Consider the following 16,237-nt stretch of genomic DNA (forward strand, 5'->3'; position numbering starts at 1 on the left):
ACGTTGGCATAAGTACACTTCTTCACAATCTTAACGAAATAATTAATAAAGTCACTCCATAATCTGGCCCAATTGCTGAATAACATGACCGGCGTTTTTAAAACAACTTTATTATCTCTGTACATCTAATTGTTCTCGATTTAACTTATAAGACAAATAAGCTAATATTAATCAACTTCCAATAACGATAATTATGTGAACACGAAAGTCCTCCAGTTAAACAATCTGGAGGACTTTTAATAGTCTTTTAAATATATTGAATCCCAATAATAGGAGGTTATCTTATTTTTTTGCTCTTATTCTCGATTGAGATAACACTCTTTTTTCCATTTACTAGGATCCCGTCCTACACTTTTTATTCCACTGCTTACGTTCAAATTATTGAAAATTCATATCTTCAGCGAATTATCAAAATTTCACTCTTCTCAAAAACTTTATTATTGGACCAGTACCAGCATTCTTGTAACCAGGGACAAAAAGTAAAGTTCAGTTCATATTTATTTGTAATTCATAAAATTCACTGTTAAATATTCATAAAAAAACCAGCTATTTTCCTATCAGGGTATAGTGACCTTATTAGAAACACTTCTATTTTAAATTTACTTCTTTGAAGCGATCTAGACTATGATAATATAAAGGATTCATACTGCCTTCAACCGTACTGTAAGTATACACCGTTCCTAAGTCATCTCCAAAAAAACTTATAATATCTAGGTTAATACGATGATTAACTATAAGATCATCATATTTTTTTAGTTTATCATTAGCACGTTTTTTGATTACTTTTGCTTGATGTGCAATATCAGCAAAATTGATACTAGGACTAAAACCTGGCGCATTAAATGTCACTGCGAATGATTCAACCCAAGGTAAATTTTCATCAATCATTTCGCTTTGTACATATTGTGCTAAGTACCCACCAAGTGAATGACCTGTAATATACATATGACTCATCATTTCAGAATCAGTTTGTATTAATTCTCTAACATAATCAACAGCCTCACCAATTTGTAAACCTCCAATGTTTTCCACTACTTGTAAGAAATCTACTAGAAAGTCCTGCCACTCCTCTTTACTGGAGTGTTCACTTTTTGGCTCTAAACCATAAAGGTAAATAAACAGAATTTTCTGTCGTTTTTACGCAACACTAGTGATGTTAATTGATAAAATCATTTCGATATCTTGCTTTTACATTCAATTCTTGTTTTTTTGGAAAAAGAATCAGTTATAGTGAAATTGTTAGATGTAAACACAAACCCTAGCTCAGTAAAGGTACTGAAATAAATCAAATAGGAGAGCATCAATGGAACATACAGTTAGAAAACAAATCTTTGAACTCATTGATACAGATTATCAGAAATTTTCAGCCGCGCTTATACCGAATATTAACAATGTTTTAGGTATTCGACTGCCAGAGCTTCGAAAAATAGCCAAAAAAATTGCTAAGGGTGACTGGCGTACTTATCTTGAAAATGCAGAAGATGAATATTTTGAGGAAATTATGCTGCAAGGGATGGTCATTGGTTATGTTAAGACAGATATAGAAGAGATTTTATATTATGTAGCTGCTTTTGTGCCCAAAATTGATAATTGGTCGGTATGTGACAGCTTTTGCACAGGTCTTAAATTTACTAAGGACAATAAGGAACGTGTATGGGCGTTTTTAAAGCCTTATTTGTGCTCTAAGAAAGAATATGACATCCGCTTTGGTGTAGTCATGCTTCTTGACTTTTACATTGAGCCAACATATATCGACAGGGTATTAATCCTGCTAGATCGTGTAAAGCATGAAGGTTTTTATGCCAAAATGGGAGTTGCATGGGCAATCTCTATCTGTTATGTGAAGCATCCTGATCCTACAATGGCATATTTGAAAAACAACAACTCACTGGACGATTTTACTTATAATAAATCCTTGCAAAAAATTACGGAATCTAATCGTGTGGAGAAAGATACAAAGAAGATTATCCGTGATATGAAACGGCGATAGAAAAGTAAATTGGCTTATGAAATATATCTCCAAATCACATTAAGGAATCACTTTTCAAGGAACCTCTATATTCATTCTAATTCGTTTGGATATGTGATAAACTGGCTATCTGAAATTCTCCATATCCAACCATCGTTTAAAATATATAGAGATTATAAAGTCATTTAATTTTGAAATAAAATAATAGAGCCTTACTACGCTTCAAATGTAGCAAGGCTCTTTAAAGTTGTTCAATATTCTCACTGTAGTAAGCATGTTCATCAGTGCTTGAAGCTCCTTTTGAGTGTGAGGTACTGCCATTTTTAACAATTCTGATTCCGTACGTCTCAACAAAGATACGCCTTAATTCTCTTGTTCCCTTTTGCTTTCGATCTATGAAGTTCTTTACCTAGTAAAGTTGCTGCCCCGTTCTTCACATCAATCCAATCTCTCCATTCACCTTCTCGAAAAAGAGATACAGGCATCTGACGAACATAACAATATGAACAGCCAAACGAACAACCTGTATAAGGATTCAGTGAATGAGTATATCCAGAAAGAAAACCTGTACCTTTATTAAGAATGGTTTTCGGGTTTTTGTAGAATACTTTACTTTTCATGACTAAAACACTTCCAGTACTTGTACATGAATATCACTCATTGCTAGATGAACCTCGTCTTTCCAAATCCAAGAGTTGCGTCTTCATTTCTATGCCACCACGATAGCCTGTTAACGATCCATTCTTTCCTACTACACGATGGCATGGAACAGTGATTAAAATTGGATTAGCGCCAATGGCTGTACCTACAGCACGAACCGCGGATGGCTTGTTTATGTCATTTGCAATGCCAGAATAAGACTTAGTATGTCCATAAGGAATCTCACAAAGAGCATTCCAAACTGCCAGTTGGAATGCTGTTCCATTATAATCAAATGGAACAGTAAACGTTGTCCTTTTCCCTTCTAGATACTCAATAATTTCAGCAGCATAACGTTGATTCTTTTCAATATCTTCAATAAGAGGGCTCCCCGAAAAGCATTTCATAGCCCATTCTGACATTTCCTCGAATGGTTTATTTTGTGAACCAACATAGCATAGCCCCTTAGATGTCGAAGCCATATGAAAATTCCAATCCTTATACTTTAGCAAAGACCAATAAATGATTGGTGTATGATTTGATTCCATTTTACATTCCCTCCGTTTTTTTCATTTGACGATATTGTGCTGGTGTATGTCCGATTTTCTTTTTAAATAAAGTAATAAAATAGGACGTGTTTGGTATACCTACACATATGGCGATATCCGAAATAGTTTTATTTGTTTTAATCAAGTGCTCTTTAGCCACGTTTAATCTAACCTGATATATATACTCAACTGGCGTGATGCCTTTAATCTTTTTAAACGTTCGATGTAAATGATAGGGACTCCCGTGAGCAATATCCCCTAACCTTTCTAGTGTTAATTTTTCTGTAAAATTCTTATCAATGTATTCAGTGATCAGAGTTACCCATTCACTATCAGGTAATCTCTCATTAGTAGGCTTGCAACGTTTACAAGGTCGAAAATTTGAATTAAGAGCCTGTTCTGCGCATTGAAATATTCGTACGTTTTTCCTTTTCGGAACGCGTGATTTACATGATGGTTTACAGAAGATCCCCGTGGTCTTTACAGCATAGAAAAACTGATCATTGTATGAAGCGTCATTTTTTATAATTGCTTGCCACTTTTCATTTGTCATCATTTCCATGTTGTTCAAAACTCCTTGATTACGACTCTCTCGAAATCCATTATTGAAACTGTCCGGCATTACCCTCACCTCTTCTTACAATATACCCCTTATAAATGTAGAATGTACGATTCTGAGGATAGAATAGCAAGATAATGAAATTTAAGATTTTATTTAGAGTCATGAAAAATAATGCCGAGACCGTATCGTTCTCCAGAAGTAACCGTACTTACTCCATGACGAACCGTATTTTTGTAATATCCTTTTTACCAAGAGCAGGTCTATGGTTAGTAGGGAAAATTAGCGCAGCGCCTTGTTCCAAAGTAATCACATGCCCCCTGCTTTGTGCCCTTGGAATTTGTTCCACTAATAAGAACTCTCCTCCGGAATAGTCTTGATTTCTTTGATTCAGTATAAATACAGCCCGATATGGGAAATAGACGTCTCCATATAAATCTTGGTGCATACAATTATATCCATCTTTTTCATACTTTAAAATTAAGGGTGTGGGTCTAGTCTGTTCATATTCTTCACATGTTCTCAAAAAACCCTAAAGAATAACTGGAAATTGTTCAGATTCCTTCAAATAACCCAACCATCTATTTGCCATTTTAGCCAATTCTGGATAAAAAGATTCTCTTAAACTTTGGATTATTTCAGGTAATGGATATGGAATGGAATAGTCAGATAACAAAATTAATTAAATTATCATGTGATAAAGTAAACTTCTTCTTTTTGGGGTGATGGTACAACTTCTTCGTAGCATTAATGAGCCAGAAATTACTACAGAACTATCTCTGTAAACCCTTTTTATTTACTTTTTAAGCAACTATGAAAAGGATAATTACAATTACTGAATATTTAAAGGCTACTAAAAAGGAGCAATTCAGACAAAATAACTGAATGCTCCTTTATGATAAGTATTTTAATAGACATCTTTGATTAGCGGTTAATTAAATCAAACACATCATAATTGAAATATTCAATATTTTTTCTTTTCCCCTATCTCAAATATACACACTCTAAAATATGTATTCCATTAAATTTTATTTGTACGAACTTTTTTATCGTTTTACAAGTGATAAATTGTACCAATTGTTGGAACTAACGAGTTAGTTTGAATGACTGACACCTATATATAAGTGTCGCCAAAAATTTCAATTCCTTTAACTCTATTTTATGAAGCTAAATCTATTTCGAAATCAAAATTTTCTTCTAGTTCCTCTGTTTTAATAATTCTACTATTTAAATGAGAAGTTAAAATTTTGATATAAGCAATTTCTACTTCTTTATCTATTTCTAAAATGTTATTCATTTCTTTTTCATAGAAAATAACTGCTTTATTGGATTTCTACTGTTATAGCTTTTAAAATCATCTTATGATAGCTAAACTAGTAAGGACAGTAATGATTTATTATCTCCATAAGACGTTCAGTTTTTTCTGATGATACATTTTCAGCTAATCTTGCTCCTGCAATGATTGGAGCCCATTGAAAAACGTCGCATTCTGACAATCCACTTTTCTCACAATAAAGTCGCAAATACAGATCAGCTAATTCCGCTGAAAATTGCGAATACAAAAGATACGTCCGATATATGTCGGCACGTATATCTCCTGCGCTGGAATCAACCCAATCTATAATTGTCACTTTGTTATCTGACATAATTAAATTAAATAGATGGAAATCTCCATGACAAAGCCTATTCTCAAATGTCATCGAATCCAATTTTTGTATTAAATGAGACTTATGTCTTTTATCCAAATTATGAGCTGATTCAATTTGACGCCGTAATTTATCAGACATTGGTTCAAGTAAATCTGCATTAACCATATGGATTTTTTGTTGTATATCAATGGAAATATTCATGTAATATTCTGCGTGTTTCATGTTTTCAGATAAGAGATCACCTAATGTTCTTCCCTTAATATATTCCATTATTATAGCTTGTTTCCCATCTAACTTTGTGACATCCAATACTTTAGGAACAGAAAGTCCACACGAATAAGCATATTTTTGCTTAATTGCTTCATATGACGATTCCGTATCCGGCAAATAGTCATTAAATATTTTGACAATCTTGTTGTCATACAGATATATTTTTGCTGTGTTTCCTATTGCTACCGGATTCCCTAAATTCATTTGTCATCTCTCCCTAAATAACTTTTCTAAACAACAGCCTAAATACAGTAATGCCACATATGGTAAAACCCAAAAAAACCACTATTCAATTTAGTTTTTTTTCACATAATGCCTGTTCTATAATTCTATTATACAACAGAAAAGGTACCCACAAAGGCAACCTGTAGGCATTTGAAAATTAGATTTCCCCTTCCTAATTTAATGTTAAAGCGAAGTTGTAATGAGGAACATATTCATTATGATCTCTATAAAAGTGGATTATTGTGTTCTGCTTCTTTACATATTCTATGCGTCTTACAGATCCATATTTATGCTAAATTCAGTGAGAGGTGAAAATTTATCAAACATAGAAAAGGTTAAATAATTGAGGAGCGAAGCAGGTTTGTATATTTGCCAACAATTTCGAGTCCTTCTATATTACTAATCATAATCTCTAACACTTCTAAAGCAATTTCTTCATCATCGATTAATAGAACTCTCATCAATTTGACCCAGTGGTACTATTATCGTGATTTTTGTCCCTTCTCCTTCATTGCTTTCTAATAAAAATGACGCTTTTTTGATAAGTTTCAGCTTTCTAAATGGGTTTGAAAAGCCTATTCGTGTACTTCGTTCATTCATTAACTCATCTTGCTTTTGGATAGGGATTCCTACGCCATCATCTTCAATCATTATTTTGACACCTGCTGTAGTTTCCACTATCGTTACTTTTACTGTCCCTCCATTAGGCTTTTTGGCGATTCCGTGCTGAACTGCATTTTCAACAAGTGGCTGAATGGTCATTGAAGGGATCAGTGCTTCTATCGTTTCGTCAATATCATATTCAATAGTTAATCTATTACCAAAACGCATCTTTTCAATGGATAGATACGCTTTCACTAATTCTATTTCATTTTCTAATGGGATTAAGCTATTTTGAGCATTAAAATCTAATTTTGCACGGAAATACGTGGACAAATATTGTAGCGCCTCTCGCGTTTTTTCTTCATCCTTATAACTCAATCCGATAATCGTATTAAATGTATTGTATAAAAAATGTGGTGTTATTTGTGCAGATAAAAAATTTAATTCATTTTTCACTGCTTCCCTTGAAGATTCTTTCATTGATAATAATGATTCTATGCGGACTTGTAATTCTTCCAGATTAATTGGCTTTTGTAAAAAGTCATTTGCCCCACCTTGCAAGGATATTATCAAATCTGTTAATTGCCCAGCAGCCGTCAAGATGACAATTGGAAGTTCGAGTAAACAATGTTCTTCCCTTACAATTTTACAAACTTCAAAACCTGACATATTCGGCATCATTAAATCTAATAACATTAGATCAACGGATTCATTCTCTATTATTTTAAGGGCGTCTACACCGCTCTCAACTGCAATCACAGTATAGTCTAGAGATCGGATGAAATTCACTAATATTCTCAAATTAGAATGATCATCATCTACTACTAAAATGGTATACCCTTTTTTCCCTTCAATTTTCACCGGTACATCTAAAAATACTTTTGAAACTGCTTGTTCTTTTGTTGTTAGAGACATACTTCTTTTTTCAGTTCGCAAATATTCTGAGTTATCCATCTCTTTCAACTGTGATTCGTTTGCCAAAGGAATCGTAAAAGTAAAACAAGATCCTTTTCCGATTTTTGAAGTAACCCAAATGCGCCCACCAGATGCTTCCACTAATTGCTTAGTAATACTTAATCCTAGACCAATACCTTCTGATTCAATTCCCTTTACTTGATAAAATGAGGTGAAAATTTGATTAATATGATCTTTCTCAATACCTATGCCTGTATCTGTAATTGAGATGACCATTTCTCCATTCTGCACTTTTGCAGAAAGTGTAATCTCCCCCTGTTTCGTGTACTTAATAGCATTGTAAATAAGATTAAAGAAGATCTGTTTTAACTTGTATTCATCTACATAGATTAATGGTAAATTTGATGGAAACTTATTAACTAATTCTAAATTATTCGAAGTCGGTATTAAATAAAATACCTCAGATATTATCTCCTCGACAATATAGACATTGACTGGAGTAGGTGAAATATTTACTTCCCCACGCTTGATCTTTCCAGCATATATTAAATCCTCTACTAAATTCGCTAACCGTTTACCTACTGTGTGAATTAAAAAAGCGACTTCTTGTTGTTCTTTTTTTAGTGCCCCTTCATTACCTTCCATTAACGATTTTGATAAATTGATAATACCGTGTAATGGTGTCCGTAATTCATGAGAGCTTTTTATTAAAAAATCGTCCTTAGCTTCATCAAAACGAAGTAATTCCTTAGATAAACGATCAACTTCTGTAAAAGCACGCTGGTGACGAAAACCTATTAAAGATGATAGGCCAATTACCATTGTTAAAAACAGAAAAACGGGCCCATATTTAACTTTCACCTCAAACAAAAAGTGTAATCCGATTAATAAAACATAACACCCAAACGATGTAACTATCATCAAGATATACTCAGAGTCTTCCGCTTTTTTCAATAAAGCCTTTAGTAATATATATACTATGTATCCATAGCTCAACCCTAAAATTGAAATAATTACCATTTTCTCGACTATTATAGGAGGAGCTAATAACCCTATTATAGGATTTGGCATACCCTCTATAAGCTCCTGAACAATTAATAAACTACATATAAAAATTACAATTTTCTTATTTGTATACTGTTTAAAGAAATCATATATAAATAACAGAAAGAATAGTATGGCTAGATGAATAAATGTAAATTGGAAATACGCTCGATTAAGCCAAGATAGATCAGGCATTTGGATAAAAAATAGCTGCTCATTTAATGTAGTAATATAAAATCCTTGGAAGAAGCAAAATAGGCTAAAGTACAATTCATAGAAATTTTTTTTTCGTTGCAAATAGGTTACTAAATACATAATAAACAATAGGAAATAGCCTGCAAAAAGAGCCGTATCCAATATAACATCCATAGTTTTTGATACTTCAATATCCTTTGCTGTCCCAAATTTCAGTGGAGAGATAATGCCTGCAACATGATAATCTAGATTGGCTACTTGAATAACAACTTCTATTTCCTTGTCTTCGCCCGCTCCATATGCCACATACTTCTCATCACTATACTGATTTATCCTCATATTCTTTGAAGGGTTTCCTTTTGCACCAGCCTCTACCCCATTTATAAATAATCGGCTAGAAGATCGAATTATATCCGTTTTGAATCCGTATGTCCCTTCATTTGGCAACTTGATAAGTAATCGATATGTAGCATATTGTTCTATATTTTGCTTATTCCAATTTCCTGGTACATGGATAGTAGTCAATTTTTGATTATATTCATCAAAAGTATACGGCTTTTTATCAGGTGTTATTAAATCCCCCGCGTAAAATTGCCATTCACCATTTAAATTTACATTTCCATCTCTTTCAAAATTCCAATTACTCAAGTCTAGTACACCGTTTTTTGCATCAGGCCCATTCGGTTCGAAAATATTAAAATAACTAAAACTACTAATAACTGTGAATAAAAAAATACCAATGCAACCAGCAATAAACAGCTTTCTTTTCATATCGCACCTCTTTGTCTAAGTTGAAAATGTAAGTTACTTATATTAATCCATTTCTGTTTCTTGAGTTTGATTAATCTTATTGTAAACGAATAAGAGAGTGTAAAATATTTTGTGTAATTGAATAAATAGAAAAAGGAAGACCTTTCTTGTAGAATTAATTCACCACAAACAATTCCAAGAAAAGAGGTCTTCCCTATGAATCAGTTTACAACAGATATTGTCCAAGCTCTAGTGAAAAAAGAAGATATCACAGTGTTTTTCGTCGCATCTGGAATCGGCCGTAAATTAGGCGGGTTTAGTTTTTCATTGTATATAGACTGACGAGGTTAATACAAAACTCATTTTATACTACAAATATTCAAAAAAAGAGTGAAAAAGAATAATTACATTCTTTTTCACTCTTTTTTACCAATCCGAAATAGTAGTATGAAAACGCCTAACTATTTATTAAGCTGATCCTATCTTTATCTCTTGTTGCTTCAAGCGATTGAACCCTACTTCCTCAATATATATTTTTAATACCGATAATCGAGGATAATCCTTTTGCAATGATTGAATTGCTAACTCTAAGATCCAATATTGATGAATTGGTTACGTTCATAGATTGTAATCATTCTGCTTCTTCTAATATACGTATATCACATACAGAAGACAGCTGAATAAGTTTGGGTTGTCTTGTAAAAAATCGATTAGATAAGTTGTCTGAGGACAAATGTTGTCAGTAACCTAATAGCGCCACTGCAAATAATGCTACAAGAGCACTTAGGCAAAAAGAAATAAGCCAATGTATTTTTCCAGTCGTCTTTAAAAATATGTTTAAGGTGGAAGTAATAATCATAGTAACTATAAAAACGAATAAAAGCATAATAAACTCCATATCTATCATATATAACACTCCCTCTTTAAATATAGATATATCAACAGTTTGTACAGTTTTTAGACCTAAGCAAACATTCAGGCTAGTATGCAGCCTTTGATTAAATACCTTACTAATGATTTCTAATTTTTCCGACAAATCAACTTGCTCAGCTACTTCTGTTACTGTCGTGAGATGCTCTCGTGGATTTTTACGGCCCTCTGCATCAATTCCCAGCAACCGTTTTAAACTTTCGACCCGATAGTCATATGATTGTTGGTTTAAAATAAAGTTTGATTAAAAATAGTCTTAAAACGTTGATTGCATAATAATAATAAACCACGGATTTTGAAAAAAGTTTAATCAAAATACGTGGTCTATTATGTCAATGGCTATTTTGTTTTATAAAAAAGATTAATTATTTCGGTAGCGAATATTTAATAATTGCTACCGAAAGTGAAATATAAGAAATTCTAATATTTCAATAAATGCTACTTATTTATTGAAAGTAAATATTTAAACAGCCTTGATTCAGTAATGGATAGTGCTCACTTGGCGTTACTTCTTTTAACTCCTTTATATTCCAATTATAAACTAAAATATTAGGCTTGTATTTTTCAATGATTCCTACCGAAAAGTTCATACGACTTGAAGAGCTTTTTTCAAAATGTTGAGTAAGTTTTGCCTTTCGAACGCTCTTATCTTTGTATATAATAAGTTCGTTTTTTTCATATACACACGGATTTTGTTCAGGTGTTGCGAATATAAGTATATGTAACGGACTATGGCTATTATTATGATAACCATGTACATAATTCGTCCATCCAAATACAATCTCATTTTCAATAGCTTTCACTGATGTTCAAAACTTATATCATAAGTAAGCTCTCCCTGTAATATTATAGCGCTATCTTCACCATAAGGATGAAAATGAGCCGGAATACCCTCATCGTCCTCATCAATTTGAAAATACAATATACGATGGTTTCGGTCTATACTTTCCCATACTTTTTCGAATTTTGTATTTGACTCCATTAACGCTTGAAGATTAACATTCTCCATCCAATCACCTCAAGTACAATATAACGGACAACCTTGAAGAATAATATTGGACTAAATACTGAAATTGATAAGTATACTATTCTCTACCCTAGTTTCCCAAAAACCTTCCTTTGTAGAGACGGCTTAAAAACAGGGAATTGTAAAAAACAAATGGATGGAGCCACCTTTATTGAGGTGTTCACTTTTTTGGCTCTCAACCTCAATAATAAAAGATTGAATTTTCTGTAAAATATTTATACAACACTAGTGAAAAGTTTACTATTTTTTTATGACTATATTCTTACACTATACAAACTGTTGCTTACAAATAGTTTGTGATGTAACTCTGGGTACTAACATTGTTACAATAGAATTTTTCGAATCAAACCTGTCGAATGATATCATGACTAGATTCAAAATAAACCACTGTATCTTTTAATAAGTTTGGCAAAATCTCATCTAATTCGAAAAGTTGCTCAATAAAATATATACCAATAGGGTATTTATAGCTAGTTATTTACTTGCAACAATTGTGGCAACCCTACCTGTAATCTCAGTATTATTGTTTCCAAATATAGAAGATTGAAGAAGTATCTCTGTCCCATTTTGCATTCCTTTTACTTCTTCCTTTATTGCATAAGCATTAGAACCTATTTTTAATATACGGAAAATAGTTAATACATGCGCCCCAGTCACGCACATACGTATAACAAAGCTGCACTATATAATCGCCATAATCATCCATCGCCTGCTGCAAGCGAGCTTCTTTCTCTATATCACCCATTTCGCTTGTCTCCCTTTATTTTTTGTAGTTAGACTAGGCGAATATTGGAAAAGTTTCATTGTTATAAAATAAATTTTTAAGTGCTCTCTATTAGTTTACAGCATTTCTTATGCTCTGCTCCCTAACTTTGTTAAATCACTACAGACCTATTTGCAAAATAGGTTTACTTTGGTACGATAATAATGAAGATTTTTTCCATTAGAGGTGATTGTATGATTTATGGGCTTGGCACAGCTTTATTTTTAATATTAAGCTATTATTTTAAAATTTCTTTTATAGAATATCTCCATGAAGGAAATAAGCGTGAGGCAAGACAAGCAAAAATTTTAACGATTACTTGCTTCATAATAGGTATGTTCATGTTAATGGCTGCCGCTGGATTTGATAATTAAATGAAATAAAGGCACTTCTACAAAATTTGTAGAAGTGCCTTATTTTTAAAACAATCGCTGTAAATTAGCCATCTCAATTGCGGCAATTGCTGAATCATAGCCTTTGTTACCCGACTTAGTTCCTGAACGTTCAATTGCTTGTTCAATATTTTCCGTTGTGACAATACCAAAAATGACAGGTACATTTGTACTTAAAGAAACGTTCGCAATGCCTTTTGCTGCTTCGTTACATACATAATCGTAATGCGTAGTTGAACCGCGAATGACTGTCCCTAAACCAATCACCGCATCATAATCGCCTTTTTCAACCATTTTCTTTGCAATAAAGGGCACTTCAAATGCACCTGGCACCCATGCAACATCAATATTGTCTTCCGAAACGCCGTGGCGTACTAAGCCATCCATTGCGCCACCTAACAATTTACTTGTGATAAACTCGTTAAATCGTCCAACTACGATACCAATCTTTAAATCTGTTCCGATTAATTGTGCTTCAAATACTTTTCCCATTTTAATGTCCCCTTTACGAAATAAGATGATTCATCTTGTTTTTTTTAGTTTCTAAATAAAACGAATTGTTTTCTACAGCTGCTATCTTAATCGGCAATCGTTCTACAACTTCAATGCCATATTCACTTAGTCCCTGTATTTTATCTGGGTTATTTGTGAGTAAGCGTACTTTAGAAATCCCTAAATCCTTTAACATTTGAGCGGCTAATGCATAATCTCGTGCATCTGCTGGAAAGCCTAATTTTAGATTGGATTCGATTGTATCAAAGCCCTGCTCCTGTAATTCATAAGTGCGCAGTTTATTAATAAGTCCAATACCTCGACCTTCCTGCTGCATATAAAGCACAACCCCTGTACCTTCCGTCTCAATGACATTTAGTGCCTGCTGTAATTGAGGGCCGCAATCACATCTTTCAGAATGAAAGATATCACCAGTTAAACAAGAAGAATGAATGCGGACAATCGGTGCAGGAACCGTACTTGCATCACCTTTCACAAGTGCAACATGTTCGCACTGATCGATGTTATTTTCATAGCCAATCATTGAGAATTCACCATAGCTTGTTGGAAGTTGTACCTCAGCTGCTCTTGTTACTACCTTTTCATTGTTATAGCGGTATTGAATCAAACTTTTAATCGTAATCATTTTTAAACTGTGTCTTTTAGCGAAGTCTATTAGTTCTTGTCCAATAGACATTTTCCCACTATCACTCATAATTTCACATATAATGCCTGCGGGAATCGCGCCACATGCTTTAGCCAAATCGATTGCAGCCTCTGTGTGACCTGGTCTTTCTAATACACCGTTTTCTTTTGCTACTAATGGAAAAACATGACCCGGTCTTTTAAAATCATCCGCTTTGGCACCAGAATCTAATAATTGTAAAATTGTTAGTGAGCGCTCAAACGCACTAATACCTGTACTTGTATCGGCATGATCAATACTTACCGTAAAGGCCGTTTGATGATGGTCTGTATTATTAAATACCATCGAATGCAAATCTAGGTCTGAAGCCATTTTTTCTGTTATCGGTGTGCAAAGGAGTCCACGAGCATACGTAGCCATAAAGTTAATATTTTCTGGCGTCGCATATTCTGCAAGTGCTACTAAATCCCCTTCATTTTCACGATTCTCATCATCAACGACGATAATCATTTTGCCGTTTTTCAAGTCTTCTAATGCTTCTTCAATTGAGTTAAACATTGTCATTCACCGCCTTGTTTAGTATCCGTTTTGCTGTAAAAAATCCATTGTAATCGTTGAAGAACCGTCGTTATTTTTCAATTGATGGACAATATATTTGCCAAGCATATCCGTTTCGATATTCACTTGTTGGCCCACTTCTTTCAAAGCGAATATAGTTTCACGATATGTGTGTGGGATAAGTGAGACAGTTAGCTTTTCAGTTTGTTTATCGAAAATAGTCAAACTCGTTCCATCAATTGCAATGGAGCCCCTTGGTATACAAAATTGACTCAGTTCTCTAGCTATAGAGATATCAATGTATATGGCATTTGCTTGCTTCGTTTTTTTTATGATTGTGCCTGTGCCATCAACATGACCTGAAACAAAATGACCGCCAAATCGGCCATTCGCAGTAATCGCTCTTTCTAAATTCACTACATGCCCTATTTTGAATGCTTGAATCGTTGTCGCTTTCACCGTTTCAGACATGACATCTAACGTTATGTCGTGCTTAGTAAAATGCGAAACCGTTAAGCAAATACCATTAACTGCAACACTATCACCAAGCCCAATATCCGACATAATTTCATGAGCTTCAACTGTTAGCTTCATGCTCTCAATGTCTTTTGTCATCGCCGTGATTTTCCCTTTAGCTTCTATAATTCCTGTGAACATTCCTCATCCACACCCCACAATTGATGTCATTTTAATCACTTCGCCAATTTGCTTCACTTGCTGTAGCTTTAATTGGACAGCATCATTCATGCTTTTTACATTCAAATCTGCGAGCATTCCAATACCGGCCTGGTCACCAACTAATTTCGGCGCTATGTAAGTAATCATTTCATTTACTAAACCGGAATGGATAAAGCTCGTATTAATACGTTGACCGCCCTCAACATAGAGCGTGACAATATTTCGTCTTGCAAGTTCTTCTAGGACATCACGAATCACAATTGTTCTAGTTGCAAGTTGGATAATAACCACATTGGGCCGAGCAAATTCTGCGATTTGACTTGTCGTGACATCACTTCCAACAACAATCCATGTTTGTGTTGTTTGATCAGTAACAACTTTAGCTTTCAAGGGGGTTCTTAAATGCGTGTCCAATATAATTCGAACCGGTTGCTTATTACTCTCTGCATATCTATTTGTCAGTAGTGGGTCATCCTTTAAAACCGTACCGACTCCAACTAAAATCGCATCTGTTCTAGCTCTAGCTTGATGAACATCCTTTTGCACTTCTTTACCTGTAATATTTTCATTGCGACCAAAAACGGTAGCAATTTTGCCGTCCAATGTGATGGCCTGCTTTAAAGTGACAAAGGGAAGCTTATGATTCATAAAATAAAAGTAAGTAGCATTTAACTTTTCGGCTTGTACCCCACCAATGCCAACTTCGACTTCGATGCCAGCACTTCTTAGCTTCGTAACACCAGCGCCAGATACTTTTGGATTTGAATCTAGTGTTGCAACAATTACTTTTTTCACACCGGCATTAATAATGGCCATCGTACAAGGTGGTGTTTTGCCAAAATGATTACAAGGCTCCAAAGTGACATATATTGTACTGCCAGCTGCATTTTCTCCCGCCATGTTGAGTGCATGCACCTCCGCATGATGAGTGCCGGCTTTTAGATGTGCAGCCATTCCCACTACTTCATTATTTTTTACGACTACCGCTCCAACTACAGGATTTGGCGACGTTTGAGCCTCGGCTACTGCCGCTAACATTAATGCCAAATCCATATAATACATGTCATTCATTGTGATCAACCTCCCTATTAGCAATCTCCTACTGCTCGATTGAAAAATAAAAAACTCTCTAATTAAATTAGGGAGTTTGGAAGAATTTTAGATAAACGCATCGCTAAATAAACCTATTGAAATACCATTTTTCAAAAGGAAATTGCGTTTTATCTAGTTGTCCTTCTCCCATCCAGACTATACTGTCGGCTTTGGATTCACACCAAATCCTACCTTAAAAAAAGGCTCACGGGCTTAGAAAATCTTCTTCATCACCGTCGATTGGGAATTTCACCCGACCCCGAAGGACGTACATATTCAATTTTTTACCGAAC

General features: G+C 34.2%; 17 protein-coding genes, 2 pseudogenes and 1 riboswitch. Of the genes and pseudogenes, 3 read left to right on the plus strand and 16 right to left on the minus strand.

Annotated elements, in window-relative coordinates:
- Positions 1-588: 588 nt before the first annotated feature.
- Positions 589-1,032, minus strand: a complete 444-nt coding sequence (locus tag JFL43_RS19745; RefSeq protein WP_325166715.1) for an Mbeg1-like protein — start codon at positions 1,030-1,032, stop codon at positions 589-591.
- A 271-nt stretch (positions 1,033-1,303) separates the two neighbouring features.
- Here JFL43_RS19745 and JFL43_RS19750 point away from each other — a divergent pair, with 271 nt between their 5' ends.
- Positions 1,304-1,990, plus strand: a complete 687-nt coding sequence (locus tag JFL43_RS19750; RefSeq protein WP_200750335.1) for a DNA alkylation repair protein — start codon at positions 1,304-1,306, stop codon at positions 1,988-1,990.
- 344 nt (positions 1,991-2,334) lie between these two features.
- Here JFL43_RS19750 and JFL43_RS19755 read toward each other — a convergent pair.
- The 7 genes and pseudogenes from JFL43_RS19755 to JFL43_RS19780 all read right to left on the minus strand — a co-directional run.
- Positions 2,335-2,589 (minus strand): annotated as a pseudogene (locus JFL43_RS19755) (radical SAM protein); the annotation flags it as partial.
- Between the two features lie 33 nt (positions 2,590-2,622).
- Positions 2,623-3,156: a methylated-DNA--[protein]-cysteine S-methyltransferase gene (locus tag JFL43_RS19760; RefSeq protein ID WP_200750336.1), complete on the minus strand. Its 534-nt coding sequence runs from the start codon at positions 3,154-3,156 to the stop codon at positions 2,623-2,625.
- Between the two features lies 1 nt (position 3,157).
- Entirely contained in the window at positions 3,158-3,778 is a 621-nt protein-coding gene (locus JFL43_RS19765) for a bifunctional transcriptional activator/DNA repair enzyme AdaA (RefSeq protein WP_200750337.1), read from the minus strand.
- An 89-nt stretch (positions 3,779-3,867) separates the two neighbouring features.
- A pseudogene (locus JFL43_RS19770) lies at positions 3,868-4,391 on the minus strand (2OG-Fe(II) oxygenase).
- Positions 4,392-5,088: 697 nt separating this feature from the next.
- On the minus strand, positions 5,089-5,838 hold the full coding sequence (locus tag JFL43_RS19775) for an aminoglycoside phosphotransferase family protein (protein ID WP_200750338.1): 750 nt from the start codon (positions 5,836-5,838) through the stop codon (positions 5,089-5,091).
- A gap of 356 nt (positions 5,839-6,194) precedes the next feature.
- Positions 6,195-6,320 carry a hypothetical protein gene (locus JFL43_RS23110; protein ID WP_267907823.1) on the minus strand — a complete coding sequence of 42 codons (126 nt, stop codon included), beginning with the start codon at positions 6,318-6,320 and terminating at the stop codon, positions 6,195-6,197.
- The gene (locus JFL43_RS19780) at positions 6,298-9,387 is read right to left on the minus strand and encodes a hybrid sensor histidine kinase/response regulator (protein WP_200750339.1); all 3,090 of its coding nucleotides are present in this window, start codon (positions 9,385-9,387) and stop codon (positions 6,298-6,300) included. The genes JFL43_RS23110 and JFL43_RS19780 overlap by 23 nt, the downstream gene beginning before the upstream one ends.
- 195 nt (positions 9,388-9,582) lie before the next feature.
- Here JFL43_RS19780 and JFL43_RS23115 point away from each other — a divergent pair, with 195 nt between their 5' ends.
- A complete protein-coding gene (locus JFL43_RS23115) occupies positions 9,583-9,708 on the plus strand; it encodes a hypothetical protein (protein WP_267907825.1) in 126 nt (41 codons plus the stop codon).
- A 397-nt stretch (positions 9,709-10,105) separates the two neighbouring features.
- Here JFL43_RS23115 and JFL43_RS19785 read toward each other — a convergent pair whose 3' ends face one another.
- The 4 genes from JFL43_RS19785 to JFL43_RS19800 form a co-directional block, all read right to left on the minus strand.
- On the minus strand, positions 10,106-10,483 hold the full coding sequence (locus JFL43_RS19785) for a hypothetical protein (protein WP_200750340.1): 378 nt from the start codon (positions 10,481-10,483) through the stop codon (positions 10,106-10,108).
- 259 nt (positions 10,484-10,742) lie between these two features.
- Positions 10,743-11,099: a hypothetical protein gene (locus JFL43_RS19790; protein ID WP_200750341.1), complete on the minus strand. Its 357-nt coding sequence runs from the start codon at positions 11,097-11,099 to the stop codon at positions 10,743-10,745.
- On the minus strand, positions 11,096-11,305 hold the full coding sequence (locus JFL43_RS19795; RefSeq protein WP_200750342.1) for a cupin domain-containing protein: 210 nt from the start codon (positions 11,303-11,305) through the stop codon (positions 11,096-11,098). The genes JFL43_RS19790 and JFL43_RS19795 overlap by 4 nt, the downstream gene beginning before the upstream one ends.
- Positions 11,306-11,927: 622 nt before the next feature.
- Complete coding sequence (locus JFL43_RS19800; protein WP_200750343.1) at positions 11,928-12,068, minus strand: hypothetical protein; 141 nt, start codon at positions 12,066-12,068, stop codon at positions 11,928-11,930.
- 212 nt (positions 12,069-12,280) lie between these two features.
- Here JFL43_RS19800 and JFL43_RS19805 point away from each other — a divergent pair, with 212 nt between their 5' ends.
- Positions 12,281-12,460 carry a hypothetical protein gene (locus JFL43_RS19805; RefSeq protein WP_200750344.1) on the plus strand — a complete coding sequence of 60 codons (180 nt, stop codon included), beginning with the start codon at positions 12,281-12,283 and terminating at the stop codon, positions 12,458-12,460.
- Between the two features lie 45 nt (positions 12,461-12,505).
- Here the strand turns inward: JFL43_RS19805 and ribH are convergent, their stop codons facing one another.
- Genes ribH through ribD form a run of 4 tightly spaced genes read right to left on the minus strand, consistent with a single transcriptional unit; the run spans position 12,506 to position 15,923 of the window.
- Positions 12,506-12,970: a 6,7-dimethyl-8-ribityllumazine synthase gene (gene ribH, locus JFL43_RS19810; protein WP_200750345.1), complete on the minus strand. Its 465-nt coding sequence runs from the start codon at positions 12,968-12,970 to the stop codon at positions 12,506-12,508.
- 13 nt (positions 12,971-12,983) lie between these two features.
- Positions 12,984-14,174 carry a bifunctional 3,4-dihydroxy-2-butanone-4-phosphate synthase/GTP cyclohydrolase II gene (locus JFL43_RS19815; protein WP_200750346.1) on the minus strand — a complete coding sequence of 397 codons (1,191 nt, stop codon included), beginning with the start codon at positions 14,172-14,174 and terminating at the stop codon, positions 12,984-12,986.
- Between the two features lie 18 nt (positions 14,175-14,192).
- Positions 14,193-14,831: a riboflavin synthase gene (gene ribE, locus JFL43_RS19820; protein WP_200750347.1), complete on the minus strand. Its 639-nt coding sequence runs from the start codon at positions 14,829-14,831 to the stop codon at positions 14,193-14,195.
- 3 nt (positions 14,832-14,834) lie between these two features.
- Positions 14,835-15,923 (minus strand): bifunctional diaminohydroxyphosphoribosylaminopyrimidine deaminase/5-amino-6-(5-phosphoribosylamino)uracil reductase RibD, encoded by a 1,089-nt coding sequence (gene ribD / locus JFL43_RS19825; protein ID WP_200750348.1) that lies wholly within the window; start codon positions 15,921-15,923, stop codon positions 14,835-14,837.
- A 156-nt stretch (positions 15,924-16,079) separates the two neighbouring features.
- Positions 16,080-16,215, minus strand: a riboswitch (FMN riboswitch).
- Between the last annotated feature and the right edge of the window lie 22 nt (positions 16,216-16,237).

This window comes from Viridibacillus soli (assembly GCF_016612995.1).
GTDB lineage: Bacteria > Bacillota > Bacilli > Bacillales_A > Planococcaceae > Viridibacillus > Viridibacillus soli.